The sequence below is a fragment of the bacterium genome (assembly GCA_023150945.1).
Taxonomy (GTDB): domain Bacteria; phylum Zhuqueibacterota; class Zhuqueibacteria; order Zhuqueibacterales; family Zhuqueibacteraceae; genus Coneutiohabitans.
The window spans coordinates 141,974-167,150 of sequence record JAKLJX010000001.1 but is presented as its reverse complement, the minus strand read 5'-3'; the positions used below and the strand labels follow the sequence as shown (position 1 = coordinate 167,150).

Annotated in this window: 21 protein-coding genes; 3 read left to right on the top strand and 18 right to left on the bottom strand. The window is 58.9% G+C overall.

Features of this window, described 5'->3' with window-relative positions; all coding sequences use genetic code 11:
* Positions 1-51: 51 nt before the first annotated feature.
* The 12 genes from L6R21_00680 to L6R21_00625 form a co-directional block, all read right to left on the bottom strand.
* Positions 52-405, bottom strand: a complete 354-nt coding sequence (locus L6R21_00680; protein ID MCK6557689.1) for a nucleotidyltransferase domain-containing protein — start codon at positions 403-405, stop codon at positions 52-54.
* 56 nt (positions 406-461) lie between these two features.
* Entirely contained in the window at positions 462-1,280 is an 819-nt protein-coding gene (locus L6R21_00675; protein ID MCK6557688.1) for an SPOR domain-containing protein, read from the bottom strand.
* Positions 1,281-1,360: 80 nt separating this feature from the next.
* Positions 1,361-3,307 carry a 30S ribosomal protein S1 gene (rpsA, locus tag L6R21_00670; protein ID MCK6557687.1) on the bottom strand — a complete coding sequence of 649 codons (1,947 nt, stop codon included), beginning with the start codon at positions 3,305-3,307 and terminating at the stop codon, positions 1,361-1,363.
* A 132-nt stretch (positions 3,308-3,439) separates the two neighbouring features.
* Complete coding sequence (locus L6R21_00665; GenBank protein ID MCK6557686.1) at positions 3,440-4,060, bottom strand: 1-acyl-sn-glycerol-3-phosphate acyltransferase; 621 nt, start codon at positions 4,058-4,060, stop codon at positions 3,440-3,442.
* Between the two features lie 106 nt (positions 4,061-4,166).
* A complete protein-coding gene (cmk, locus tag L6R21_00660) occupies positions 4,167-4,895 on the bottom strand; it encodes a (d)CMP kinase (protein MCK6557685.1) in 729 nt (242 codons plus the stop codon).
* 110 nt (positions 4,896-5,005) lie between these two features.
* A complete protein-coding gene (locus L6R21_00655; GenBank protein ID MCK6557684.1) occupies positions 5,006-6,727 on the bottom strand; it encodes a short-chain dehydrogenase in 1,722 nt (573 codons plus the stop codon).
* On the bottom strand, positions 6,711-7,478 hold the full coding sequence (locus L6R21_00650) for an rRNA pseudouridine synthase (GenBank protein ID MCK6557683.1): 768 nt from the start codon (positions 7,476-7,478) through the stop codon (positions 6,711-6,713). Before L6R21_00650 ends, L6R21_00655 begins: the two co-directional genes overlap by 17 nt.
* Before the next feature lie 72 nt (positions 7,479-7,550).
* Positions 7,551-9,725, bottom strand: a complete 2,175-nt coding sequence (gene scpB, locus L6R21_00645) for an SMC-Scp complex subunit ScpB (protein MCK6557682.1) — start codon at positions 9,723-9,725, stop codon at positions 7,551-7,553.
* The gene (locus tag L6R21_00640) at positions 9,725-10,441 is read right to left on the bottom strand and encodes a segregation/condensation protein A (GenBank protein ID MCK6557681.1); all 717 of its coding nucleotides are present in this window, start codon (positions 10,439-10,441) and stop codon (positions 9,725-9,727) included. Before L6R21_00640 ends, scpB begins: the two co-directional genes overlap by 1 nt.
* 37 nt (positions 10,442-10,478) lie before the next feature.
* Complete coding sequence (gene trpS / locus L6R21_00635; protein MCK6557680.1) at positions 10,479-11,492, bottom strand: tryptophan--tRNA ligase; 1,014 nt, start codon at positions 11,490-11,492, stop codon at positions 10,479-10,481.
* A gap of 198 nt (positions 11,493-11,690) precedes the next feature.
* The gene (locus L6R21_00630) at positions 11,691-12,203 is read right to left on the bottom strand and encodes an HNH endonuclease (protein ID MCK6557679.1); all 513 of its coding nucleotides are present in this window, start codon (positions 12,201-12,203) and stop codon (positions 11,691-11,693) included.
* Between the two features lie 193 nt (positions 12,204-12,396).
* The gene (locus tag L6R21_00625; GenBank protein ID MCK6557678.1) at positions 12,397-13,602 is read right to left on the bottom strand and encodes a PQQ-dependent sugar dehydrogenase; all 1,206 of its coding nucleotides are present in this window, start codon (positions 13,600-13,602) and stop codon (positions 12,397-12,399) included.
* A 121-nt stretch (positions 13,603-13,723) separates the two neighbouring features.
* Here L6R21_00625 and L6R21_00620 point away from each other — a divergent pair, with 121 nt between their 5' ends.
* From L6R21_00620 to L6R21_00610, 3 genes are all read left to right on the top strand, one after another.
* Entirely contained in the window at positions 13,724-13,912 is a 189-nt protein-coding gene (locus tag L6R21_00620; GenBank protein MCK6557677.1) for a CPXCG motif-containing cysteine-rich protein, read from the top strand.
* 334 nt (positions 13,913-14,246) lie between these two features.
* On the top strand, positions 14,247-14,519 hold the full coding sequence (locus tag L6R21_00615) for a BrnT family toxin (protein MCK6557676.1): 273 nt from the start codon (positions 14,247-14,249) through the stop codon (positions 14,517-14,519).
* The gene (locus tag L6R21_00610; protein MCK6557675.1) at positions 14,506-14,799 is read left to right on the top strand and encodes a BrnA antitoxin family protein; all 294 of its coding nucleotides are present in this window, start codon (positions 14,506-14,508) and stop codon (positions 14,797-14,799) included. Before L6R21_00615 ends, L6R21_00610 begins: the two co-directional genes overlap by 14 nt.
* 65 nt (positions 14,800-14,864) lie before the next feature.
* Here the strand turns inward: L6R21_00610 and L6R21_00605 are convergent, their stop codons facing one another.
* From L6R21_00605 to L6R21_00580, 6 genes are all read right to left on the bottom strand, one after another.
* A complete protein-coding gene (locus L6R21_00605; GenBank protein ID MCK6557674.1) occupies positions 14,865-17,846 on the bottom strand; it encodes a hypothetical protein in 2,982 nt (993 codons plus the stop codon).
* A 322-nt stretch (positions 17,847-18,168) separates the two neighbouring features.
* On the bottom strand, positions 18,169-19,029 hold the full coding sequence (locus L6R21_00600) for an AgmX/PglI C-terminal domain-containing protein (GenBank protein ID MCK6557673.1): 861 nt from the start codon (positions 19,027-19,029) through the stop codon (positions 18,169-18,171).
* Positions 19,030-19,234: 205 nt separating this feature from the next.
* A complete protein-coding gene (locus L6R21_00595) occupies positions 19,235-20,095 on the bottom strand; it encodes a hypothetical protein (GenBank protein MCK6557672.1) in 861 nt (286 codons plus the stop codon).
* Between the two features lie 754 nt (positions 20,096-20,849).
* Positions 20,850-21,602, bottom strand: coding sequence for a hypothetical protein (locus L6R21_00590; GenBank protein ID MCK6557671.1), 753 nt, complete (start codon positions 21,600-21,602; stop codon positions 20,850-20,852).
* Positions 21,603-21,934: 332 nt separating this feature from the next.
* On the bottom strand, positions 21,935-22,636 hold the full coding sequence (locus L6R21_00585; protein MCK6557670.1) for a tetratricopeptide repeat protein: 702 nt from the start codon (positions 22,634-22,636) through the stop codon (positions 21,935-21,937).
* Positions 22,637-22,936: 300 nt separating this feature from the next.
* Positions 22,937-24,688: a GWxTD domain-containing protein gene (locus L6R21_00580; GenBank protein MCK6557669.1), complete on the bottom strand. Its 1,752-nt coding sequence runs from the start codon at positions 24,686-24,688 to the stop codon at positions 22,937-22,939.
* Positions 24,689-25,177: the final 489 nt, after the last annotated feature.

Below are 25,177 nucleotides of genomic sequence, written 5' to 3'. Positions count from 1 at the left end.
AGGAGATTCTCTTTTGCGAAGATGAGCTACTGATGCACCAACTTCCGTAAGTCAGGCGTTTTTGTCATATAACACTTTGCCATCCTTGAAAATGTGATATAGATAAAAGGGATTTCCTACTCGGAAGTTCCACTCGACTTCCGAGGGTTTTCGCACTCGCAGGTCGAGAGAAAACAGTCTGCCGCTGAAAAGGCCGTCCACCTTGCGCCGCATCATCCGGCTTGGCTCTTCGCTGTCTTTGATGATCAAAAGATCGATGTCGCTGTCCTCGTGAAAATCGCCACGCGCGTAAGAGCCATAAAGAATGATCTTCTCCGGCTCAATCTCGCGAACGATCTTCGCGACGATGTAATCGATCAGCTCCGGGGTGATCTTTTCCGTGCGCAGTTTTTCGTCGGTTGCCATGTTGGCCTCTCCGCTCGTGCCAAGTCAGAATCACTCCTGGCTGCGGCAAATACAGTTCAATTCTCCTTTTGCACCACGCTGCCCTTTACTTTGTGCTTGCGGTTCAGCCGCTCGGCAAACTCCCGTGCCTGCTCGCGCGTGCTGAAATCCCCCACCCAGACAACATAGTACTTGGTGTTGCCGTCACGCTTCTCGCTCACCGTTGCCTTGTGCCCGGCCTGGCGAAAGCGCTTTTGCTGCGCGACGGCGTTGGACTTTTGCACGAAGGCGCCGGTTTGCACGGTGAAGGAGAGCTTCGCCGCCGGCGCGGCCTTGCGCGCAGCCGCAGGCGGCGGCGCGGGCGGCAATTCGTCGAGATCCTGGCGCGCCAATGCCGCCAGCTTGTCCTGCGGATACTGCTGCACAAAGGCGGTCAGCTCCTGGCGCGCCGTGGCGTTCTCTCCCAAAATGGCGAGCGCCTTGGCGGCATGATAGGCGGCCGGCGCGGCCAGTTCGGAGGCGGGAGACCAGCGCACCAACTCCAAATAGGCCTCGCGCGCCCGGCGGTAACTGCCGCGCGCAAAGTAGTATTGTCCGATTTGATAGCGCGCGCGGCCGGCGTAGGGCGAAGACGAAAACTTGCGCACGACTTCCTGAAACCGGGTAAGGGCGGTTTCGCCGTTCTCTTCGAGCAGCGCGTGGTAGTAGGCGGCGACAGCGGAGGCGGGATCCTGGCGGCTGGCTTCCGCGACCTTGGCGCGGGCGGCGCTCAGCGCGTTGGCAGCCAACATCGCCTTGATTTCATCCTCGGTGATTTGGCCGCGCAAATGGGCGGGCAACAACAGGACGGCAACAAGAAGGCTGGCGCATGAAAGCCCGAAACGTGATCGTGGCATCTGCCCCTCCTTGACCTACGGCGAATAACAGCCAGCGGGTTGAGGGCTGCATCAACCCGCTGGTTTGAATGACGCGAGAATCAATTGCTGGACGGCGGATTCGGCTGCGCCGGCGCAGCAGCCCCGCCCGAGGTGAACTCGGCGTCGAACGCCGCCTTCTCCTCCTCGGGTACGACTTCGGCCGGTGCGGCCTCGGCCGGCGCCTCCTGGCCTTCCGGCTTGCGGCCGCGCTTGCCCTTGCGCCTGCCGCCTTCGGTATCCGACTGTTCCTTGGTCAGGCGCTCGGAGAGGATGATCTTCTTGTTGTCCTTGTTGAATTCGATCACCACCAGCTCGAGCGTATCACCGACGGCATAGCCGTCCGCGGGCTTGGTCAGGTTGGGCTTGGCGAGATGCGACAGCGGCACGAAGCCGTCGACTTCCGCCGGCAGCTCCACAATCACGCCCTTGTCGATCATGCGCACGATCTTGCCCGCGGTCTTGGTGTGCACACCGTAATCCTTCTCGAACACGTCCCACGGGTTCTCTTTGGTCTGTTTGTAGCCCAACGAAATGCGGCGGTTGCCCTTGTCCACATTCAAGACCACCACATCGACTTCATCGCCCTTCTTCACGACTTCACCGGGGTGGCGGATCTTCTTGGTCCACGAGAGATCGGAAATGTGCACCAAACCGTCGATACCTTCTTCCAATTCCACGAAGGCGCCGAAGTTGGTGAGATTGCGCACCACACCGCGCTGATGCGAGCCCACGGGATACTTCTGTTCGATGTCATCCCAGGGATCGGGCTCGAGTTGCTTGAGGCCGAGCGAGATCTTGCGTTCCTCCAAATCGACGTTGAGGACTTTGGCATCGACCATTTCGCCGACCGAGACGATCTTGCTGGGATGGCGGATGTGCTGCGTCCAGCTCATCTCGGAGATGTGAATCAAGCCCTCGACGCCGCGCTCGAGCTCCACGAACGCGCCATAGTCGGAGATGCTGACCACCTTGCCGCGAATGACGGAGCCGACGGGATACTTCTTGTCGACGTCGACCCAGGGATGTGGCTGCAGTTGCTTGAGGCCGAGCGAGATGCGGTCTTTGGGTTCGTTGAAGTCCAGCACCTGCACTCTGATTTTCTGATCCAGCGAGACGATTTCAGAGGGATGGCTGACGCGGCCCCAGGACAGGTCGTTGATGTGCAACAGGCCGTCGACGCCGCCGAGATCGATGAACACGCCGAAGTCGGTGATGTTCTTCACCGTGCCTTCCAGCACCTGGCCCTTGGCGAGATTCTCGAGGATGCGGGCGCGCTGCTCGGACATGGCTTCTTCCACCAGCACGCGATGGGAGACCACGATGTTCTTGCGCAGCTCATTGACCTTCACCACGCGAAAGTCCATGATCTGCCCGATGTAGGCGTCAAAATCGCGGATCGGCTTCAGATCGATCTGCGAGCCGGGCAGGAACGCGTCGATGCCCATCAGATCGACCACGATGCCACCCTTGATGCGGCGCGTGCATCGGCCCTGCAGGATTTCGCCCTTGTCGTGCGCCGCCAGCACCCGCTCCCACACCCGCATGAAATCGGCCTTCTTCTTGGAAAGCACCAGTTGGCCGTCCTGATCTTCGACATTGTCAAGGAAAACTTCGATATCATCGCCGATTTTCAAGCTCCGCGGGTCCTGAAACTCTTCGATCGGAATGACGCCCTCGCTTTTGAAGCCGATGTCGACGGCGACCTCGCGGTTGTTGATGGCGAGGATTTTGCCGGTGACGAGCTGGCCTTCGACGAATTCCGACAGCGTGTCTTCGTAAAGGCGCTCGAAATTTTTCAATTCTTCTTCGGAATACTCGACCGTCTCTTTCAAGTCTTTCTTCGCGATGACTTTGGTGGTGGGATCGTAGGTCATGCCTGTACCATTTGCCAGCGACGCAGTTTTGTGAGCAGCGGTGAGCGTGGCGTCGTCAGCGGCCGCACTGCTTTGCGGCGCGCCTTCGGGTTTGCCTTCCACGCTCCAGTGAATTACTGTGAGTGTGAACATGTCAACAATGAACCTCCTTTGGGGAATGAGGGATCTGCTCTGGCGTGTCTCACCAGCGCAGGTAAACTGTCTATCGTTTCCGGCCGGCACCTGGGCCGGCTCGCATGGGCATGCGCCTGAGTCCCCACCGCGCTACTCGTTGTGCGGCGCCGCCAGTTCTGCGATGCGGGCATTCACCGCGGCCGCCACGGCGAGATAGATCTCCTTGTCGGCCGCGCCGTTGCCGAGAAAAGCCGCCACCCGCAAGGGCTCACCGAACACCACCTGCACCCGCGGCCGCCGCAAGCGGAAGCCGCGCTTCCGGTATAAACCGTCGAGGTACACCGGCACGATGTCGGTGTGATTGCGCACCGCCAGCATGCCCACCCCGGCCTTGGGCGTGCCCAGCCGGCCGGAGCGCACGCGCGTGCCTTCGGGAAAAACCAGCACCGCTTGCTCCGCTGCCAACAGCGTCTCCACCCGCCGCACGGTTGGCAGGCTGGCGCCGGTGCGGTCGGTGGGGATGGCGTTGAAAAAGCGAATCAACGGCCCCAACAGCGGGATGCGAAACAATTCCTTCTTGGCCATGAAATAGACCACGCGCGGAATCAAGCAGCCGACCAGCGGCGGATCGTAACCCGAAATGTGGTTCGCCGCGATCAGAATGCGGCCGCGCCGCGGAATGTTCGCCTGGCCCCGCACTTCAATGCGAAAGAGCGCGGTGAGATAGACCCGCACCAAAAACTGGGAGAATCGGAAGATCAACCGCTTCACGTTTCGATTGCGCTGCGACCTGTTCGCCACCGCCATCCGGTGGTGAAGTTTAAGGTTGAAGGTTCTCCTGCGCCGGCAGGAATCAGCGCCGGCCGTTCACTGCCAGCTACGCCAGCTTGCGCTGCAGCGCCGCGATGATAAAATCGACTTGCTGCTCCAGCGTCAAGTTGGTCGTGTCAAGGATGATGGCATCTTCGGCCGGCCGCAACGGTGCCACCGCCCGCCGGGAATCTTTTTCGTCGCGGATTTCGATCTCACGCCGCAACGTCTGAAAATCCTTGTGCAGCCCTTTGGCCTCCAACTCGCGCTGGCGCCGGCGCGTGCGCTCGTCCAGCGAGGCGTTCATGAAGACTTTGAGATCGGCCTCCGGAAAAACGACGGTGCCGATGTCGCGGCCTTCCATCACTACCCCGCCCTTGCGGCCGATTTCGCGCTGCCGCTTCACCATCACTTCGCGCACGCCGGGGTTGCCCGAAATGGGCGCGATGGCATTGGTGACGTGCGGGTCGCGAATGCGCGTGGTCACGTCCCGGCCGTCGAGATACACGCGATCGCCGTCCGGATCACTCTTGATCGCGATGTGCGTGCGTTGGGCCTCCGTCACCACGGCGGCCTGATGGTCGGGCGGGATCTGCGCTTCCAGAATTTTCAAAGTCAAGGCGCGATAGAACGCGCCGGTATCCAAATAGGTGAAGCCCAAGCGCCGCGCCAGCAGCCGGGCCGTGGTGCTCTTGCCCGAGCCGGCCGGCCCATCGATCGCGATGATCGGGCGCCGTTCACTGGTTTGCGCGTGAGCGGGAGGTGTTGCTTGCTCCTGCGACGTGGTTTCGATCATGGTTCGCGCTACCTGTTTCAATCAATCCAAAACTTCCCTGTCACGAATCCCAAATGGCAGAAACGGCGTCCCTGGTTCTGAGCCGGGAGTAACTGCTGTGCGGGCGGCGATCATTCCTTCATGCGTGCGCCTTTTTCCTCCGTGGAGAAAATCCATCCCACCAGCTTGCCGATGTCGATGCCGCCATCTTCCAGCCAGTAGCGGCGGTTGCGGAAGTAACGTGAACTGGTTTCATGCTCCGGAATGGCTTGCATCTCTTCCTCGAGTTTTTCCACCCGGGCCTGCCACCGGCGCATGTTGGCCACGCGCAGATCCACCCAGCCGTCGTGCGCCCACTGTTCGAGATGGGCGGGCGTGAGATCGAGCACGTTGTGGCCGCGAAACGGCGGAATCTTGATGTCCGGTCCGCGCAGCAGGTGCCGGCCGTCGGTCAGCAAAATCGGAATGCCGATGGAAATGATCTCGGCGCGCAGGCGGGAATTGCGCATGATCTCGGCTTCCAATCGTGTGGCCATTTCCTCCGGATTCTGCGCGCGCACGCCCGCCAGCGTCTGGTACGCGAGCTTGAGCAGATGCGCTTCAAAGAGCAGCTTGGAAAGGCGCGGCGGGCCGAGCAGCTCAAACGCCACGCTGTCGGCCTCATGCGCGGCCGCCAATTCCTTCATCTGCTGCAGCACCGAGGCGCGCATGACGCCGGCGCGATACGTCGGCCCCATCACCGAATTGTCGAGCGCATTGATGATGTCATGGCCGGTGTTGCCGCCCTTCACTTCATAGAGAATGTTGCGCGCAATTTCCTCGGGCGTGACGAATTCCATTTGCCCGGAGTCGGAGATCGCAGTGAATTCACCCAATGAGAAAATGCCGTTCTCGCCGGTGTCCACGAAAACCGATTTGAGCACTTCGCCGCCGAGCGCCTGCCAGGCGCTGCCGCCGGCGGTCTCTTCCTTCAGCAGCAGTTTGTCGCTGAGTGCCACCGCCGCCTGCGGCGGGCAATCATACAGCGGAATCGGCTTGCCCTGGCGCAGCACCGGACCGTAGGCGATGCGCTTCCATGCGATTGCCGCGGTGGGCTTGATCTCCTTGGTGATCGGCGCATCGGGCGTGCGCGCCATGAGAAAGAGCAGCATGGTGTGCGCGCCCGCAATCGAAGATTTGCTCAGCAGCACGCGCGAAGGCTTCTCTTCCGAATGGGTGTAGGGAATGTTCAAGCCCATGCCGCCGGTGCCGCTGGTGCCGACTTTGACGTAGACTTCCGTGCGGGCGCGGCGCATGGCCTCATACAGAATCTGCACGTGCCGAATCACCTGCGGCACGTAGAGCGTGCACAGCAGTTTCTCGACTTCGGCGACGAAGGGCACGGAATACGCCTGCTGCGTTTTCACTTCCTGCAGATGGCCGCTGATGCGGTAATAGCTCGCAAACACATCCTGATAGGCCACCGCGGTGGCCGAGTTCACGCAATCGACAACGATGTTGGGCCGGTACTGATGAATAATCTGAAACAACAAGGAACGCTCGAGAATTGCCTCGTTCAACTCGCCCAACACGTCTTCAATCAGCATCGCGCGCAGGGCTGCGTCCTGCAAAATTTCCTGGCGGGACTTGCCCTGCAATGCGTCGCGCACGAAAATGTTGCCCCACACTGCCGTGATCCGGCAGGGTCCCTCATACTCCTGGCTGAGTTGCATGACCGCATCGCGCGCCTCGGCTTCGGACAGCGAGGCCACGATCAGCTCTTTCGGGTGTTCGCTCAGCGCCTGGCGGCAGACCGCCATCCCCACCAGCCCCCAACCGCCGAGTATCAAAACTGTCTTATTGTGAATTTCCATCGCTCACACCCATCGCCTGGTTCAACAGCCGCACTTCCTTGGATTCAAGATACCGCCAAGCCCCCACCCGCAGATTGCCCAGCCGCAATGGGCCGATTTGAATGCGCTGCAACCGCTGCACGCTACAGCCGACCGCCGCAAACATCTTCCGCACCTGGCGATTGCGACCTTCCTGGATGGTGATCTCACACCAGCGCCGGTCGTGCGGACTCGGAAAGCGCAACTCACCGGCCACCGGCCGCCGCGAATCATCGATGCGCACGCCACGCGCCAGCATTTTGGCGGCGCGTTCCGGCAGCTCCTCCCTCAAAGCGACGCGATAGACTTTCGGCACTTTGAAGCGCGGATGCGTGAGACGGTAGGACAGATCGCCGTCGTTGGTCAGCAGCAACAGGCCTTCGCTGTCACGATCCAGCCGCCCCACCGGAAACACGCGCACCGGCGTCTTGACGAGATGAAAAACCGTCAGCCGGCCCTGCTCGTCGCTCGCGGTGGTGAGATAGCCAACCGGTTTGTTGAGCATGATGTACGTCAGCGCCAGGCTGGGGCGCAAGGTTTCACCGCGCGCCTGTACCACGTCGCGGCTGGCATCCACCTGGCGGCCAAGCTCGGTCACGGTCTTGCCGTTGACCTTGACGAATCCCGCCGCAATCCAACGGTCAGCTTCGCGGCGTGAACACAACCCGGTCTGCGCCAAATAGCGATTCAGGCGAATGAGGCCGGGCGATTCAGAAGCGGCGGAAAGTTTCATGCTCAGGATTTGAGGTGCGCATCAATTCACCACAACACGACGACGGCAAGACATCGGTCGAGTCGCTCCCGCCTACCCTTCTTCCCTCATCCGCCAGCCGAAGCGGGACAAGGTGGTCTTGAGCCAATCCACGGCTTTGCGCCAAATTCGAATGAAGCCGCGGTCGGAATCATTCGCTGCCGGTATCGCGAGCGCTGCGTCTGCCCCGATCTTCGCCGGGGCTGGCACGAAAAAAGAGGGCGCCGCAGCCGCTGGTTGTTCTTCTTGCGCAGCGCTTGCCGGCGCGCTGCGCTCGGGTTCGGTTTGCGGCTCAACGGCGTCCATCATGGGCGCGGCGGCACTCGCCGCGCCGCGGTCAGGCGGCGGGATTTCTTCACTTGCCTCCTCCCCGGCAAAACTCGCAGGGGGAGCAGCAGGCGGCGGCTCAGGCGACGCATTGCTCACCGCCGCCATGTCATCACCGAAAATTTCCTCAAAGAGGGTATTGGGCAACGCCGGCCGCGACGCAGCGTCCTCGTTTTCCGCCTCGGGCGGCAGCAGTTGCGACTGCAAAAACTCAAGCTCGGCGCGGCTGGTTGCCTCATCCGGCATGCCGTGCTCGGGCGCCTCCTCTTCCGGCGCGCGCAATGGCGAAGTCGAATCGTCGGCAAGAAGGTCCAACTCTGCCGGCTTGGTCTCGCTCAAGGATTCATCACCCAGCCAGCCGTCAATCTCGGCGGCCGGCTCTGCCGCAGGCGATTCCTGCTCTTCACCGGCCGCAAAGGCAAGCAGACTGAAGTCGCCGGCCGGCGCCGTGCGTTCCGCTTCCGGCTCTTGGTCCATGCCGGCAATGGCCGCCAGCATGATTTCGCCGGTGCTTTGCAGATCCTCGTTCCACGCCGGCGCCGGCGGTTCCTCCGCAACGCTTTCTTTGTCGATCAGGCTGCCGTCGAGCAATGCGAATTCACGGGTGGTGCCCAAATCCTGCTCACTGGCGAAGCGCGCCGGCAGCGTATCCGCGGCCTGGCTGAGCGGATCCGCGGCCGTAAAATCCGGCTCGCGAATGTTGAATTCCATCGCGGCCAACTCCGTGGTGTCGGTTCCCACTTCGGGTTCGGCCGCCGGTTTGGACAATTCCGGCAGCAGGGTTGCCGGTTCCTGTTCGGTCAGATGCACGAGCGCTTCCAATTCTTCCGCCTCGGCCGCGTTGTCGAAATCGGGCTTGGGTGCCGGTTCATCTGTCCGGGCGGAAATCTCCGGCGCATCGGCAAACAGGCCGTAGAAGCCGACGCCTTCTTCCGACTCGGTGGTTCCGGGAATGACGAGATCGGGCAAGGTATCGATCAGATCGCGCGGCTCTGCCTGCGCTGGTTCTCCCACCAGTTCGCTCACCGCCACCGCCGTCACGCCTGAGGCCGCCCAGGCGGCCGCGCCCTTGCGCTCTGCGCCGGCGCTGCGGGCCACGGTTTCATCGTCAATGCCGGCGAGCGGCGGCACCGTCTCCACCACATTCGTTGTGGTGGGATGGGCGGAAGCGGCTTCATCTTCCAACGACTCGTTTTCCTGCGCACTGGTGTCGGCAGCCGTGGGCAACACCGCCGTGGCAGCCGGGGAGCGGCCGGCCACCGGCTCGGCAGGCTCGGCCTCGCGCGCTGATTCACCCTCAAAACTGATCGGCAGGCTCAATTGCTTGTCGGTTTCCGCGAGCAACTGCGCCACTTCATCAGGCAGGCCTTCCTTGCTGAATAATTCTTCGATTTCGCGCGGCTTGGGCAATTCCGCGAGATCATTGATGCCGAAGTATTTCAGGAATTCCGGCGTAGTGCCGTAGAGCAGCGGCCGGCCCACGCCCTCGGAGCGGCCCACGATGGTGACGAGCTTGCGCTCCATCAAGGAGCCGACCACGGCATCGGAATTGACGCCGCGAATCTGCGCGATGTCCACCCGGCTGATCGGTTGCTTGAAGGCGATGATGGCGAGCGTCTCCATGCTCGCTTGCGTCAGGCGATACTTCTGCCGGCCGAAGAACAGCTTCTTGATCCAGGTGTTGAATTCCGGTTTGGTGGAAATGTGGTAGCCGCCGCCCACCAGGCGGATGAAGAAAGAGCGCTCGCTGGCGGCGTAGTCCTGATTCAAAGCCGTGATGACTTCCGCGATGGTGGCGGCATCGATATCTTCCAGCGTTTCCTGCAGGCGCTCGACGGACACCGGCGAGTCCGAAGCGAACACCAGGGCTTCCACGATGGGCTTGAGTTCGTTGAGATTCATCAAATCCTTTTGAGCCAGATTTCTCCGAACGGAGAGGATTGCGTGGCCGTCACCAAGCCGCGCCGTATCATCTCGAGCAAGGCAATGAAGGTGACGATCATGTAGACTTTGCTGGGCAGTCTTTCCAGCAGGCTCATGAAGAGCAACTGGTGATGCACCGCCAGTTCCTGCAACACATAGTCGATCTGATCCTCGATGGTCACCGGAATCTGCTCGATCGTGTGCGGGGTTTCGCGCGGCACGCGCAGCAGCACGTTCTTGAAGGCCGTGATCAAGTCGAAGAGCGAGACTTCGATGGCGTTGTCGAGAAAGTCGGACTGATCCTTGGTCACCTCATAATCGAAATAGCCGCGCGAAAAGAAATCGCGCTCGCGCACCTCCAATGCCACCATGCGCCCGGCCAGATCCTTGAATTGCTGATATTCGAGCAGCCGGCGCACCAGTTCCTGGCGCGGGTCTTCTTCCTCTTCCTCGGCTTCTTCGGGATTCTTCGGCAGCAGCATCTGCGCCTTGATGCGGATCAGGGTGGCCGCCATCAAAATGAAATCGCCGGCGCCTTCGAGATCGAGCATTTGCAGAATCTCGACGTAGGCCAAATATTGCCGGGTGATGTCGGCAATCGGAATGTCGTAGATGTCGACTTCTTCCTTGCGAATCAGGAAGAGCAGCAGATCCAGCGGCCCTTCAAAGGTATTGAGCTTGACGCGATAAGCCATAAGCCTGCAATTGCCCCGCGCGGGGGCCGGAATGATCTCACGGATGAGCGCCGGAGGGCGCACTTTCAATCTCCCCCAATTGCATGGCGCGGCGCACTTCCGCCATGGTCTGCCGGGCCTCTCCTTGCGCGCGCCGTTCGCCGTCGGCAAGAACGTCCTTCACTTCTCCCAGATGATTCTCGTAATAGCTGCGCTTCTCCCGCATCGGCGCGAGAAATTCCGCAATGCGCGCGGCGCAGCGATTCTTGCATTCCACGCAGCCCAGGCGGCCGCTCTCGCAGCCTGCGCGAATCTCACTGACTTCGCCGGCATTGAACTTGTTGTGATAAGTAAAGACCAGGCAAATGTCAGGCCGGCCGGGATCGCCGCGCCGAATCTTCTGCGGATCGGTAACGGCTTTGCGCATTAGCGCCTGAATCTGTTCGGGAGAATCCGACAGCGCGATGGTGTTGCCCAGCGATTTGCTCATCTTCGCCTGGCCGTCCAATCCCGGCAGGCGCGCGAATTTCGTGAGCTTGACCTCCGGCTCCGGGAATACCGGGCCGTACTGGCTGTTGAACTTGCGCGCAATCTCGCGGGTGATTTCCACGTGCGGCGCCTGATCCTCGCCGACCGGCACGGCCTCGCCCTTGTACAGCAAAATATCCGCGGCTTGCAACACCGGATAGCCGAGATGGCCGTAAATCAGCGTCTCGAGATTGAGATCACGCGCCTGTTCCTTCACCGTGGGGTTGCGTTCCAGGCGTTCCTTGGTGATCAGCATGCCGAAGATCAAATACAACTCGGCATGCTCCTTGATTTGCGACTGGCGGAAGATCGGACTGCGCACCGGGTCGATGCCGGCCGCCAGCCAGTCGATCACCATATCGATGGTATTGCGGTAAAGTTGCGCCGTATCCAGGCTGGTGGTGAGCGAGTGATAGTCGGCGACCAGGTGGAAATTCTGATAGGTTGTTTGCAGCTCGACCCAGTTTTCGAGTGCGCCGACGTAGTGGCCGAGGTGCAGCCGGCCGGTCGGCCGCATGCCGCTGAGGATGCGTTTCTTGATCATCTAGTGAAAGTTGCTTCGACAGTTCCGCGTGTGATGGTTTCAAGCTGCTTTACAAACGGCAACCTGTTGATGGGTAGAATTGGCGACAAAATAAAAGGCGCCTCGCACTTGACGAAAACCCAGCAACCAAGCCGAGGACGCCTGCACTAAATCTCAACCGTCGCATGCTGCGGGCAGGGAGACGGCAAAGAAAAAGCCCTAGTTCATGAAGAGGTAGGGCTTCCAACGCTCATCGCCAATGCCGATAAAATGCTGGATGAAGTAAAGCTGGTTCGGCCTTTGCGGTTTGCGCAGCATTGGCATGCGCGCCTCTTCCGGCGTGCGATTTCCCTTGCGGTTGTTGCAATACACACAGGCGCAGACCAAATTCTCCCAGGAATCCTCGCCGCCGCGGTTTTTCGGCAGCACGTGATCCACGGTCAGCGGACGCTGCGAGGTGCCGCAGTATTGGCAGCGGCCGTTGTCGCGCTTGATGATGTTCTTGCGTGAGAGAATCACCCGCTTGCGGGGAATGTGAATGTAGGTAACCAGTCGCACGATGCTGGGAAACGGCAACGACGACCGCACCGACCGCACTTCCCACAGCGGATGGCGCTCGATGATCTCCGCCTTGCCCAATACGATCAGCACAATCGCCTTCTTTGCGGTGATGACGCTCATCGGCTCATAGTTCTGATTGAGGATGAGCACATGTCGATTCAGACTGCCCATACGGTTTGCAGGCGAATTTTTCCTGATCTGGGTTTTATAAAGTGCGGCCAATTTAAAAGAAACGGCCGCAAGAGTCAAGATTTTTCTCGGAGGGTGCCGGGCGCAACTCCAACAGCTTTAGGCAGTTGGCACAAGCAGGCCCAGGTTGGGCCGCGGTGCGCGGGCGGTAAAGCAGGGTTTTGTTGCGGTTGCCTCAGCCGGCGGGCTTCACCACAATGCGAAAAATCTGCGGCTCGAACAGCGCCGCGCCATAGATCCAACCCTGCGGCCCCAAGGCCATGCTGGTCACGCCGGTGAGATGAAAGATGTGCCGGTTGTCCGCAAGCTCGCCCGCGGGCGAGATTTTCACGGCGCGCACGTAGCCGAGAAAGACATCGTTGAACAGCAGCCGGCCGTCGAGCAAATCATTGTACGGGTCTTCACCCGCGCCCTCGTACACCACGCCCAGCGCCAACGAATGCCGCAATTCGCCGATGGTCTCGGGATCTTCATTTTGATAAGTTGGATCGCGATGACTGATGGCGAGGATGGGATTGCGGAATCCCGGTTGGCTGCACACGCCCTCACATTCCGGCCAGCCGAAATTCGCCTGGCCGCCGGTGTAGAAGTTGATTTCTTCAAACTGATTCGAGCCAACGTCGGAAATCAGCAGCCGGTCCCGCCAGGCCAACAGCCGCAGGGGACTGCGCAGGCCCAGAGCCGCGATCTCATCGCGCACGTTGGGATCGGCACGATACGGGTTGTCAGCGGGAATGTCATAGCCGCCGCTGGCCCGCGGCGCAATGCGGATGAGCTTGCCCAGCAACGAAGTGGGATCCTGCGCGTATTGTGACTGCGTCGCGTCGCCCAGCGCCGCGTAGAGATAGCCGTCGGCGCCGAATGCGAGAGAATAGATCCCGTGCCATGCCCGCCCCGGCGCCAGGCGATCGACGTTCAAAATGATGGCCAGGGAATTGGCCGTGGCCTGATAGTTGTTCGACCATTGCACGCGCACGATGCGATTCCAGCGATTGTCGCCCGTGCTGAAACAAAAGTAGACGAAGCCATTCAGCGCGAACTGCGGATCGAAAGCCACATCGGTCAAGCCAATCTCCGCGGGTGCCGGCGCCACCTCCGGCAGCACAAACGTGCCGAGCAAGGCCGCCGAATCGGCGATGAGCACGAAATGGTAAACCTCGCCGGCCTTGCCCAAAACCAGAAACTCGGCGGAATTGGGGAAGAACTCGAGGCAAGTGGTCATCGCAGGCAGGCTGGCCGCGGAGAGCACGCGTTGCGTGGTGAAACGGTTGAAAATATCCTCGCTCGCGCCGTTGCTGTCCGTCGGCAGATCGCCCGCTTGCGGGCAGGCCAGGCAAAACAGGCTGAGCAGGCCGGGAAGAAGAGAGGCAGCAGTTTTCATGGCGGCACGCAAATCAAACATGAAAAACAAAAAAACCGGAGGGCATATGAGCAATTCTCATGACGACGAATGCGAAGGCTTTCACGAGGAAGACGAGGGACTTCTGGCAAAGCCGGGCCAATTGCATCCCGTGAGGTGGTATTGCGCCCGCTGCAGCGAGATCAACGAAACCCTGGTCGATCCCTCCGCCGGTTTCGAACAGGAATATGTCGAAGACTGCGCCGTGTGCTGCCGCCCGAATGTGATCTTCATCAACATTGACGAAGAAAGCCTGCGGCTCACGCTGCGCAATGAGTTGGAGTATGAATGAAGGCGCCGTGTTCCGCCACGGCTGGGCCGCGGCTTTCCCTCGTTCTGTGTGTGAGCACCGCGTCTTTGGAGCAGCGGCAAGCGATGGCCAAGCCGTCGCCGTTTCGCACAAATGAAAACCACAAAAGCGACGGCCAAGCCGTCACGGATCGCAAACAAACGTCGCTCGGTATGCTGATGACGCGCCTGCCAGTATCTGATTCTGTTGATCTGTTATAAGCTAACGGACAAACTAAACATCATCTTGACTATAATCAATCAAATTTTGATTGCTTTCTTGTGGGGTAATTCTAAATTGGGGTTGAAAATTTGGGGATACCATGCAGATAAACCGTGTGGCCATTCCGCAAGAATTCGCCGAAAAAATATGGCGCAAGCATCATGTCGAGGAGTATGAAATACGTGAAGTTTTGTTATCACGCGGTGGGAGTTTTAGAAGATTGGAAAAAGGCCGCGTTGCCGGTGAAAACCTCTTTGGCGCATACGGCCAGACTTCGAACGGACGGTATTTAAGCATCTTTTTCATCTACAAACTCAATCTGGATGCTTTTGTGATCAGTGCTCGCGACATGGACAAGAAAGAGAGAAGACGATATGCCAAAGCGTAAAAGCCTGCCCAATTTTGGCAGCTCCAAGGCGGCGGGTGAATGGCTTGACACACACTCCACCGCTGATTTGTATGCCAAACCAGTAAAATTCTCGGTCTCGCGGAATCTGCAAGTTCTCGTCGTCGACGCACAAGGCTATCCGATTGAAAGCGTATCACTCAAGAAGCGGATGAGCCAACAGATTCGCCAGATTGCAGCGCAAGAGGGTGTTTCGCCTGAATGGCTTGTGCAGAATTGGCTGCGGGAAAAAATACGCGAGCGCTTACACATTCCGAGATAAAAACAAAGGCCGAGAGATCATTCCTGATCCCTCGGCCTGTCACCTGAGGAGGAGGAAGGCAAAACTCAAAAATCCGTGCCGAGCGAGAACATGTATCTCGGCTTGCTGATCGCGCGCAAATCCGTGGGCCACGCCACCTCATACTTCAACATGAAATAGCCGAGATTCAGACGCGCGCCCACGCCGAGGGCGCCGCGCAAATCCTGCAAATGAAACCCGCCCTGCGTTGAAAACGGCTGAAACGTTTCCTTCACCAAGCCCGGCACCTCGAGACCCCAGGCGCCGGCAAAATCCGCGAACGTCGCGGCACTCAAGAAATCCGCCGTCGGCGGCAGGAACGGAAACAGCGGAAACCGGTATTCCAAATTTGCCGCGACGAACTTCGTTCCCACCAAATCGCCGTAATCCGCACCGCGAAACGTGTACGGCCCGCCGATTTGAAAAATCTGCGCATCGCGATCGAAACTGCCGCCCCCCAGCAGACGTGCGGCAACCACCGAGCGTTGCTTCACATTGAAGTAGCGACGATAATCTCCGACGAACGTCGTAAACTTCAAATCATTCGTCGTGCGCTGCACTTCGAAGCGGCTGCGTACGCCATTGAACGGTCCGAGCGGACCATAAACCGTGTTGTCAAAAACATAGGCCGCGCCCACCTGTCCGAAAGTCGCATTGCCGAGATCCAACTCCTCCCGGCGAATCCCGCCGCGACTGAAATCGATTTGATCGACGACCAGATTCGCATCCACCAAGGTTGCGCCTGCGCTCAGCTCCAGTCGCGCGAAGCGGCTGAACGGAAAAAAGGTGAAGGCATTGAAGCCGCGATAGGTTTGTGTGACAAATCCCGCCGCGGTCGGCGTGTAAAAAGCGCCATATGCATCATTGAGCTGAAACGCCTCAAAGCCCCAATTCAAGCGGCGCGCTTGATTGAAATAGGTCACGCCCACGTCGGTCAGGCTGAGATCGCTGCGCAGATTGGCCGCGAGAATCAAGTTGTGATGATTCATCACATCGCTGAAGAGAAATTGCGCCCCGCCCACCGTGCCGTAAAATCCGCCGAAACTCGCGCCGATTGCGGCGGTGGTGAATTTCGGCATGCTGCTGTAGCTGCGTCTTTCGATGGAATCTGCATCGGCAAGCGCGTAATTCATGAACAAGGTATTGGGATCTACGATCGCCGGCACCCATGCGGCTTCCGAGGCCTGCACCATCGTCGCGAGTGAATCAGCGCGGGCAGCCGGCGCCGCGCTGACGATGGTTCCCTTGGCATTTGGTTCCACCGCGGCCAATGCAGGAGCGTCCGGCATTTCCATGCGGTACAAATGCCAACCGGCTTTCTCGAACGCGGAAAGCACCAGAACGCGGCCATCCGCCGACCAACTCATCGCCGGCGTCGATTCCGTGATGCCGGCCACGCCGTTGCGCAACGCCGTCACCGGAACAATCTCTTTACTCGCTAGATTGAGACGATAGACATTGGCAATGCCTTGATGATCGGACACGAACGCGATCTCACGGCCGTCCGGCGACCACTGCGGATTGATGGCGTTGCCGTGCAGATCTGTGATCACACTGATCTCTCCGCTGGCCGGCACATACAGCGCCAATTCATACTCTCCGAAAAGCAAGTTTTCAACCTGGGTGTCGCTACCGCGATCGGTTGCAAACACAATGCTGACGCCGTCCGGTGACCATTGCGGATGCTTCTCAGCATAGATGTCATTCGTCAGCCGCTGCAATTTACCGTTGCCGAGATTGACAACATACAAATCCGACCGGCCGCCGCGAATGCCGACAAAAACGAGATGATCGCCCTCCGGCGAAAAACTCGGCGAGAGCAAGCCGTTCAATTCCGCAAAGACCAGGCGATGGCTGATCTCATCCGTGTGGGGATTCATCACATAAATCGCATCGTCCTTGTTTGATTTGGAAACTAAAGCAATGCGTTCGCCGTCGCGCGACCAACTGATCGCGGTGTCGAAAAAGCGCAACGTTTCAAAATCGCGGCTCTGGCCGCCTTTGATCAAACGGCGATCAGCGAAACTGCCGTCGGCGTTTTCGCTCAGCAGGTACAATTCGTCCGAGAGATTCTTGTTGGCAACGTAAACAATCTGCCTGCCGTCCGGACTCACCGCCGGCACGAGATTCATGCGATGATAATAGCCTTCGCGCTGGGTAAGCTGCTGCGCGATTTGCGAGGGCATAGGCAGCGTGCTGTCCGCCGGTATCACCTGCTTGCGCGCGAAATCGTGCCAGGTGAGGGTCAGCGATTTGAAATCGAGACCGACCTGTTCTTTGAAAGCCTTCTCGATATCATTTAGCCGAACGGCTGCTTTGAAAATGGCGCCGACTTTCTGTTTGCCGTGCGTTTCGCCGATGTAATTCCACAACGATTCGCCCAGACGATAAACGCGAATGTCAAACGTGTTGTTGAGCTGTTCGACTTTGAGCAAATCATCATAGAACAGCCCATCGCGCACCCACATGCGGGTCACGTTATCCATGCCGATGGAAAGATACTCGGCCATGCCTTCCACAAACCACAGCGGCGGATTGAAACTGCCGAGGCCGCCGTTGTCGATGCTTTTCATGATATCGAATTGAAAGGCATGCACCAGCTCGTGCACCAGCACGTGATTGAACTCGCGATAGGAGCCGGTGATGGGCAGCACCACGCGGTTTTTCAAACTCTCGGTTATGCCGCGCGTGCCGTCGCCGATCAAACCATCAACCACATTGGTTTGCTGAAAATCGTTGAGCGAAGCATACAGCACCAGCGGAATGCGGCTTTTGATTTGATGGTCGAGCACGTCGCTGAGATAAGCATAGCCGCGCTCGGCCATGCGCGCCGCATCTTGCGCAGCTTCGGCTTCCTCGGGATAGTAATGCACATCGAAATGTTCGGTGCGCAACACCTGCCATTTAAAGTTTTTATACTGAACTTTGTTTTGGCCGAATTGATAGCCGGGTTGGGTTTGTCCGATGCCGTGCAGCAGGGCCAGGCTCAGAGTGATTATTGCGAAAATGCGGGTTGGTCTTGTTGCCATCGCAATCTCCTTCGCATTGTGAGACTCGCTTCGTTCATAGCGACCCAGTCACAACGCAAAGCATATGCCCGCCAGAAGAGCAAAGGTTGGCTTCCGAGGCTGGCGAGTTCTTCCTGCGCGCAACTCGCTCAAAAACAGATTGTGGACCTGGTTTCGCGGCGCAGCAGGCCAGCCGTCATTCATCGGCTGCTTGAATTGGCACGCATGAAAGACAAAGAAAGGGTGGGTTCTATGACAGCAATGTGGTAATCTGCTTTACGGGGGTGAAAAGCAGATGATGAACTGGGACAAGGCAAGGGGATGAATCAATTTCCATCGCGACTCAATGAACAGCATAGATCGCAAAGCTCTGGGCGCTCAGCGAATCACCAAATACATACGTCAATTGATACCCTGTCTCTCCAGTGTAATCGAGCGACTTGCCAAAGTCACGCCAGCGCCGCATCTTTTCCAAGATTTTCTGCTCAAGACCAGGCGCACGCAGCGTGGTGCCTACAATTTCAGGATTCGTCAGATACCCGTTTTCGTCGATTCGAAAGCGGAGGGTCAGACTTCCCCGCAGATCCGGGTTGTTGCGAAGCTCTCTCTGATAAAGATCAGTAATAGCCGGATCATGCCGCTGAATCACACTTCTGATGGCCTGAGGATCTCGGCCACCAACACGCCGGCCTTTTAATCCTGCGATGGCCGGCGGAATGCCGGCACGAGACCGATACTGCCTCAGCGAGGCTTGCTCCAGCGCCATGAAATCTGCAGAAGACAGACGGGACTGCCTGCCGGCAAGAGATTCGCGCTCAACCAATGCCGGATCACTGGCTTCCTCATTTTCGAGCGACAACGAAGCCCTGTCGAGCCGACGCGCGACAGTCAAAGTATCCAAAGCCTTGAATGCAGATTCAAGCACTGCCTTCAGCGTGTCGATCTCTTCAGACTGTCGCTGGATGGTCGCCTTCAGCCTTTCGTTCGTAGCGCGCAGGGTTGCGATTTCGCGGTCGATGGCCCGGCTACTGTTCTCGATTGCAGTAATCTGCTGCAGCGTGTCTCTCAAGGCGCGGACATTTGCCAGCAGCAGGCCGGCGCTCATCAAAATGCCAAGCGTCAGACCGAGTTTTAGCAACCCGCGGTTGGGCAGCCCGCCCTGCGGCTTCCTGCCGCGCTGAGACTTTGGGGATGGTCGTTCCATGGCAGTTCTTGCTCGCTCGATTTGCGGCCGTCTTGCAGCGTCGCGTGCGCTTTCCTCTTGCGATTGCCCCGTGGGCGAATAGACCTCGTAATCCTCAAGGTACATAAGAGCTCAGCTTCCTGCGAAGAGTATGATGTCTTGCACTGTCGGCTGCGAGCGCCAGTTTCTGGTCGCCCCGCGGTGAGTGGAACCGCTGGGTGTATGCTCACTGTTCGCTGCCGAATTGATAAGTTGCGAGGTAGAAGGTCTCCTCATGTTCAGCAGTCACAGGGAAATCCCTCCAGTAAATCATTTTCTGCTGGATTTCTTCGATGAAGCGTGCGGCTGCTGCATTGGGTTCCAGGCCGTTTTCGATGAGGTGCGGCATCATCAAAAAGCCTCTGGCATCTATTCTGAAGCGAATCTTCACATGTCCCTTCAGCCCGGGAGTCATCTTAACGTGCCTGGCGTACAAATCCGCCAGGGTCGCGTTGTGTTTTGCTAGTTCCTGCCGAATGAGCCCGAGGTGGTGTTCATCGCCGGCAGAGTCGCTGTTTGCCGTGATGATGTCAACCAGATCGGTGTGCCGCTGCTGCAGCGGACGATCGAACGCCGAGTACGCGGCAAGCGGTTCGGGCGAAAAGGATTCGATGGTGACTTCTGGTGCGCGATTCTGCTTTGCCGGTACCATTTCACTCGCGCTGGAATCCAGAGAGTGCAGCTCTTTCGCGTGCTCATCACGCAGAATGTCCAGGCTGCTCAGCAGAGTCTCTCCCTGCAACTGCAGCGCGTCCAAAGCCATCGAGGCGTCCTGCTGTTGCCGGTCGAGCTGGGCAGTCTCCTCGTTGAGATTTTCGATTTGTTGTTGGGTCTGAACTTGTCTCTTCCCAGTCTCACTGAGGAGGTTTCGAAATACCCTTATGCCCGCATTGATCACCTCCATGGACAGAAGGACGATGAGCAGAAGAAGGATGATCGCAACGTATCGCTTTCTGGCCCTCCGCGAAGTCAACTTCTTGAAGAGCCGTTTCGCCGGTTTTGATTTCATTATGCTGAGCACCAGCTCGAGTATTTCCTTCCACGGCATCACAGACCCCCAGGCATCCTGTCTTGTTCTCGCCTCCCACGACCAACCGTGCCGGCACACAAACGCCAGGCGTGCGAGGGAACACCCGCCACACGCGATGATTGGCAGACGGCTTCGCCATGGGCCATCGGCCTTTGTGGATGATTGACAGGTTTGCCGGCAAAATAAAAGCGCCTTCCCTCGGCATCAGTTTCAACTGACATAATGCCCCAGCTCTCCCACAACGGGAATGATTGAAAGGAATTCGATGAACTAATGTGAAAGAATGAATATTGCCGTGCGCTCCCCGGTTTTTGTTGATCCGGTGCATAAAGTCCAAGTTGATGAGGTGAGACAATTGAGACGCGAAACGGGAGGTGGGAGGTCTTCTGACAGCCCCAAAACGGAGTTCGACAGCTCAGGACTTATTCAGGCAAGATTCGTGCCGTCAAACGGTTTCCCAAGAAATGGAAAGGTTGCCAGACAAAGACGGTTTCAGCAAGTGAAAAAGTGAACGGAATTGTAATTCGCATTTCATTCTTGTCACGACGAGTCGCCGGCGAAGATAGATAATCAAAAGCCCCGGGCATCAACGGCATGCTCGGGGCTTTTGATATTGCAATCAGAATGTCGGCACTGCACTACTGTGGCGCGGCAGAACTGCGCGGGAGCCTTCCGTAGCCGGCGCGCCGATCCTTGCGACCATTGTCCGCATTCCACCCATAGTCTATACTGCATTGATCACCGGCCGCGGTTCACACCGCAAGCCGTGAACTCAACTAAAAGCCGGACTTTCCTCCATCTCTTCTTCTTCCTCCTCCTGCACTTCGAGTTTCTCCGAGCGGCCCCAGCGCGCCCGCGCCGCGGAAGCCAGACGCAGCAGCAACAAGCCGCCGAGTCCGACCCCCACCCACACGTAACCGGCCTGCGCAATGTTGGTGCTGGTGTCGATCAGCCTGACCTTGCCGTCGGTGGCAAATTCGAATCGCACGGTATTGCCCGCCGCGCGCGTCTCGCTGCCCGCTGCCGGAAACTTGAAACTCAAAACGGTTTCTTGATTGATGAGCGAGCCTTGATGCACGCAACCCTCCGCCACATCATCAAACAGGCGGTTCGTGATCTGCACTTCCTGCGGCGGGCGCAGCATGGCGTACCAATGATAAATGAAAAAGCGGTCCGGCACGGCGTTGGGAGAGACGGGCGAACGAAATGCAAAATAGGTGCTGTCCGCATTGAGCGCGCGCAAGTCGGTTTTGAGATCGACGCGGTTGGCGTAATAGGCCAGAATCAAATCGTGCCCCTGCGAAAGCTCGGCCTCTTCCAAGCGGCCGTCGCCGTTTTGATCGATCGCCGGCAGTGCCACCAACAAGGCTTGCGGAGAAATCTCCGATTCGATCCAGATGCCGCGTTTCTCCAGCCGGATCTTGGTCTTGGTGTCAAAGGGATGAAACGCAGGCTCGGCCAGGCCGGGCAGGTTCATACAGGCGAGAACAATTCCAACTGCAGTGATCCAATTTCGGTTCTTCATGTCCTTCTTCCTATCTCATCTTCTTCCTGAATGATGGTGAATGCGAATCATCGCGGTGCAGGACTTGCCGGTTGGCGGCCCGGCAAAGGCATACACGATCGCCGCAGACAATTTGTGAGCAGAAGGCGATTCCGCACCCGGCCGTGCTGAATATCCGCGCGCTCTTTTCACGCAAAGGCGGTGCCAAAAACGCCGGTGACGGCAAAGCTCGGCGGCAGAGTGCAAGCCGCTTGAATCGTCTCAGGTTATGGGGAAGTTGTCGAAGACAGCGGGTTGGAGCGGCAAACGCGGTGAGAAAACTTTTCCCAGTTAGTGTAATGAGATTTCTCACTTCAAAAGCGTACCTGCCAACTCAAGCCGGCCACAACCTTCCCTGTTGCGGGCACCGGCAGCAGGCCCACCGGCGGCGGTTGCGCCGCGGGCGAAGTCAATGCGTCGAAGAACGAATAAAGCCAGAGGCCACTGGTCAACAGAGCCGAGAGATTGCGCGCCCGGTTGAGGGTGTTGTAGCGGCGATAAGTGGCCTCCGCCTTGGCAATTGTCGAGGCGGAAAGATAATTCTCCCGCGCTTTCTCGCGGCGCAGATGCAAGGCGCCGGTGAGCACCACGCCCGCGCCTGCACCGGCCATCAACGCTCGCCCTTTGGACTTCTGGTTCTTGTGAAACTGGCCCAAACCCGGCAGCAGCAACGAGCGCAGCGCTGCTTGCGGCCGGAGGTCGGGAATCACCAAATAGCGCAATGTGCCACTGCTGTGCCCATTGCCCATGGCCAGATTGGCTTTGAGTTGATCCAAAAACTGGTGGATCTTGGGCGACACATACAGCGAATCCAGCTTGAGATCCGGCTCCAGCGAGAGCGCCTGTTCGAATTGCGACTTGGCCTCGAAAAAATCACCCTCACTGTAGGCAATCACACCCAGCACTTGATGCACCTCGATGGCCTGCTGCGGCGTCAAGCGTTGCCAGTGTTGCAACGCTTGTTCACCCGCTTTTTTGGCAGCGGTGTAATTCAACTGTTGAAACGCATTCCGCATTTCGGTCACGGCCGGAGTGCTCGTCTGGGCTGACACCGAAGAACTGGCACTCAGGCTGAACCACAGGAACAGCGTTGCAACAAGGATATGACAGGGCCGGACATTCATGCCTTTGCGCGGATAGGTCGCCAACACTTGCTTCGAACTGCATTCTGCTCAGCAGTAGAATAGTGACCAAACCAGCCGGCTGCGGATTTTTGTGAGGTGACGGTTACAGTCGATTTGACCGGGCACAGGGCGGGCGATCGTGCGGCAAGAAACTGCGCAGGAAACGCAGTCACTGCAAAGGGTGCGGCCGTTTCAATCTTCGATCACAATCGCGCGTTCCACGCTGGCGGCAATTCGATGCGAGTTCGCCTCGCGCACGGTGATCTTGAGGAGATGCGGGCCATTGGCCAAATCTTCGAGCGCGAGTGCGATCAACTCGGCGGCTGTGTCGTCAGTGATGGCCTGCGCGTGCGACACGCGCAGCGCCGTGGTGCCGGCGTCGGACCGGCCGGAGGTGATTTCGTAGCTCAGCTCATAGCTCTCCCCCAGGCCTGCCGCCTGCAGGTTGTAGATTTCAAAATAGCAGAACACCGGCAGGCTTTTGCGCAGCGTCGTCCACGGGTAGGGCGCGAGCGCAAGCTGCTGCTTCAAAATTTGCGGCAGTATGCGGCTTTGTTTGTCATTGTCGATTTTCAAATAGAACTGCACATCGCTGAGCTGCAGGCTGTCAGTCGCGAAGGCCCGAATCTGCAAAGGCCGGGTGGCATAGCCGAGCTGCGCCGTTGGGAGATTCTGCACCTGCAGCGAGAGTGTCACGCTTTGCGGCGGTGAGAGGATTGCAAAGAAGCCCACGGCGTTGGGCAGATTTTCCTGCTGTGCCCAGCGCAGCGGAAAGCGAACGCACTGGTGTTGCGCGGCGAGCGAGTCCCAGTTTTGATCGCGCAGCAGCCAGGCAAAGTCGACGGCCACACTGTCCTCTGCGTTGACTTCTCCGCGGCCGGCAGAAAATTTTGCCAGCGGCGCCAGCAGGGTGACTTCGACGCGCGTTTTGCCACCGGCTGCGCGAAACTGGGCGATGCTCTCCGCAAACGGCAGGCGATCGGCAGGCGCCGGCTCGTGCGCGCTCGCCGGCGCGATCCGCCGCGCCGCTGCGCTTTCCGATTCACTCTGCCGCGCAATTATCAAAAGGCGTTCGCTCGGCGCAGTCAGCTCGCCGGGCGAAAGCTCACCGCGGCGGCTGAGCGTGGCGGCCTGCAGCAGCGCCATCTCGAGCTTGCCCACTTCATCTGCGGCGCGCACCAGCACCGGCGAAACGCCGGCGCGCTGCTTGATCAAATCTCCCCATTGCCAGGCTTGATTGCGGCGGAGCTGACTCGCCGCCAACTCGGTCAAACTGTGCACCTCGCGAAACACGCTGCCGACGCGCTTGAAATGCACCACGAAATCGGGCGTCACGTTTTCATAGCCCCAGCTTTCATTGGCAACCACGAAGTAGTGTTCTTGCGGAGCTTGTTGGAAAGGATAAAGCCGCGCCACCCGGGCATAGGTGACGGGATTGAAAAAGGCGATGCGGCGGTAGCCGCCCGGATCCTGATAACGCCGGAAGGGCTTGCCGTACTTGAGGTAGAATTTGCCGCGATCATCGCAATAAGGCGGCGTGGCAGCGGCGAAGTGCTGGCGCGCGTACTCGCGCCGGCGCAAGTGATCGTCCAAACGATCGTTGCGGGGGCGCAGCGGGTTGGGGTCGTTCGCTTTCCAATACGCGGCAATGAAGGCTTTGCGCGCCGGCAGCGTAGGCAGGCCATCATAGTCGCGCTGCTCGCCGTCTTCCAGCAGCAGCCGGAATTCGGCCTCGAACTCCCGCGCAAAAGTGAGCGAGTCCGCTTGCTGCAAGGCGGTCAGATATTGCAGGCCCGTGCGCAGCGAGTCGGCGGAAAAATGCGGCGGCACAGCGGGCTGGGAACGAAGGCCGGTGAGGAGAATCGCCCAGACTGCCAATCCCGCCCAAACGCGGCGCAGAACGACCCGATGCGTGTCCGCGAACCTGTATTTTGAATGCACCATGAGAACCACCGGCGAGAGGCAAGACGGATTGGAACTCTCGTTTCACCAACAGGAACTCCGCAGAGCGGCAATGCGTCTGCGCTGACGATGGCGGCAAAGAGGGAGGCGGCGGAATGACTCGGCACTGGGCAGGTGAAAGGCAGGCACGGAAACAACGCGCGGCCTGGGCAGCGACGAGGCCGGCAACTTGTTGGAGCAATCTTTTTTCTGCGTACGGCTGCAATCTGGAGATAAACGGCAATGCCGAGCAGGCCGCGGGAGCAGGCGAATTACGCGCGTGACAGATGGTTCTCTTTTCCGCGTAATTCGCGCTGCCCGCGAGGGCCGGCGCGGGCCTCACTCACTTCAAGAGGCGGCCGCGGCGGCTTTGCGCGTTTTTTTCCGGCGTTTAATGCGGGCCCTCAGCTTTTGCCGGCGCTCCATGCGCATGCGGCGCTGTTTGCTTTTGCTTCTCGCCATAAAACTCCACTGCCAGTTTGATAGAGGTGA

Bases quoted from the DNA above. Each gene is read 5' to 3' on its own strand.
- L6R21_00590 (MCK6557671.1), bottom strand. From the start codon at position 21,602: ATGAAGAACCGAAATTGGATCACTGCAGTTGGAATTGTTCTCGCCTGT.
- L6R21_00625 (MCK6557678.1), bottom strand. From the start codon at position 13,602: ATGAAAACTGCTGCCTCTCTTCTTCCCGGCCTGCTCAGCCTGTTTTGC.
- rpsA (MCK6557687.1), bottom strand. From the start codon at position 3,307: ATGTTCACACTCACAGTAATTCACTGGAGCGTGGAAGGCAAACCCGAA.
- L6R21_00680 (MCK6557689.1), bottom strand. From the start codon at position 405: ATGGCAACCGACGAAAAACTGCGCACGGAAAAGATCACCCCGGAGCTG.
- trpS (MCK6557680.1), bottom strand. From the start codon at position 11,492: ATGATCAAGAAACGCATCCTCAGCGGCATGCGGCCGACCGGCCGGCTG.
- L6R21_00580 (MCK6557669.1), bottom strand. From the start codon at position 24,688: ATGGTGCATTCAAAATACAGGTTCGCGGACACGCATCGGGTCGTTCTG.
- cmk (MCK6557685.1), bottom strand. From the start codon at position 4,895: ATGATCGAAACCACGTCGCAGGAGCAAGCAACACCTCCCGCTCACGCG.
- L6R21_00650 (MCK6557683.1), bottom strand. From the start codon at position 7,478: ATGAAACTTTCCGCCGCTTCTGAATCGCCCGGCCTCATTCGCCTGAAT.
- L6R21_00630 (MCK6557679.1), bottom strand. From the start codon at position 12,203: ATGGGCAGTCTGAATCGACATGTGCTCATCCTCAATCAGAACTATGAG.
- L6R21_00675 (MCK6557688.1), bottom strand. From the start codon at position 1,280: ATGCCACGATCACGTTTCGGGCTTTCATGCGCCAGCCTTCTTGTTGCC.
- L6R21_00640 (MCK6557681.1), bottom strand. From the start codon at position 10,441: ATGGCTTATCGCGTCAAGCTCAATACCTTTGAAGGGCCGCTGGATCTG.
- L6R21_00585 (MCK6557670.1), bottom strand. From the start codon at position 22,636: ATGCGGAATGCGTTTCAACAGTTGAATTACACCGCTGCCAAAAAAGCG.
- L6R21_00595 (MCK6557672.1), bottom strand. From the start codon at position 20,095: ATGCCGTGGAAGGAAATACTCGAGCTGGTGCTCAGCATAATGAAATCA.
- L6R21_00610 (MCK6557675.1), top strand. From the start codon at position 14,506: ATGCCAAAGCGTAAAAGCCTGCCCAATTTTGGCAGCTCCAAGGCGGCG.
- L6R21_00600 (MCK6557673.1), bottom strand. From the start codon at position 19,029: ATGGAACGACCATCCCCAAAGTCTCAGCGCGGCAGGAAGCCGCAGGGC.
- L6R21_00655 (MCK6557684.1), bottom strand. From the start codon at position 6,727: ATGGAAATTCACAATAAGACAGTTTTGATACTCGGCGGTTGGGGGCTG.
- L6R21_00605 (MCK6557674.1), bottom strand. From the start codon at position 17,846: ATGGCAACAAGACCAACCCGCATTTTCGCAATAATCACTCTGAGCCTG.
- scpB (MCK6557682.1), bottom strand. From the start codon at position 9,725: ATGAATCTCAACGAACTCAAGCCCATCGTGGAAGCCCTGGTGTTCGCT.